The sequence below is a fragment of the Vreelandella malpeensis genome (assembly GCF_020622355.1).
GTDB lineage: Bacteria > Pseudomonadota > Gammaproteobacteria > Pseudomonadales > Halomonadaceae > Vreelandella > Vreelandella malpeensis.
Genome location: NZ_WHVL01000015.1, coordinates 1 through 823, shown reverse-complemented (window position 1 = coordinate 823; position 823 = coordinate 1). Strand labels below are relative to the sequence as shown.

The window sequence follows — 823 nt, the reverse complement described above, 5'->3', positions numbered from 1 at the left end:
ACAGGTCGTTTGCCACCTCACCGAACCTTATCGCAGGCTTCCACGTCTTTCATCGCCTCTGGCTGCCTAGGCATCCACCGTGTGCGCTTCATTGCTTGACCCTATAACCCGAAGGAGTCTGGATCGCACAATGACAACGATTGCCGGATACGCTTGAGACGTATCACAAAACAATTGCATATCGAGATGAGGAGATAAAAACAGTAAACTGTCTTCATATCGTCATTCGATATTGTCAGCATGATATACATTGTTAAAGAGCGACTGTTTAGTGAACAGTGATAAGACAGCCAACAGCAGGCTTATCAATGGTCACGAAACACGACAAACGATGTCCAGCAAGGCGATACGGCTGGAAAATGGTGGAGCCAAGCGGGATCGAACCGCTGACCTCCTGCGTGCAAGGCAGGCGCTCTCCCAGCTGAGCTATGGCCCCATTGTTCAGAGCGTCACCTCTTGTCATAAATTTCTGTGAGACAAGGCAAAATGCGACGACGTATAGCCTTCTATACGAGGAGCATTTTAACGCAGTATCACAGGAATTTGGTGGGTCTGGGCAGATTTGAACTGCCGACCTCACCCTTATCAGGGGTGCGCTCTAACCAACTGAGCTACAGACCCAAGAGGGGATCGTGCTTAAACCGTTTGCTCTAACACATGATCAGGTAATTCATTGTGAGCGCTTGCCGCGAGCGCGACGCATCGTTTAAGGAGGTGATCCAGCCGCAGGTTCCCCTACGGCTACCTTGTTACGACTTCACCCCAGTCATGAACCACACCGTGGTGATCGCTCCCCCGAAGGTTAAGCTAACCACTTCTGGTG

Annotated in this window: 2 tRNA genes and 2 rRNA genes; all 4 read right to left on the bottom strand. The window is 50.7% G+C overall.

From position 1 onward, the window contains the following. Positions 1–101, bottom strand: a 23S ribosomal RNA gene (locus GEV37_RS16865); the annotation flags it as partial. A gap of 259 nt (positions 102–360) precedes the next feature. Then, positions 361–436, bottom strand: a tRNA-Ala gene (locus GEV37_RS16860). A 108-nt stretch (positions 437–544) separates the two neighbouring features. After that, positions 545–621, bottom strand: a tRNA-Ile gene (locus GEV37_RS16855). 86 nt (positions 622–707) lie between these two features. Then, positions 708–823, bottom strand: a 16S ribosomal RNA gene (locus GEV37_RS16850); the annotation flags it as partial.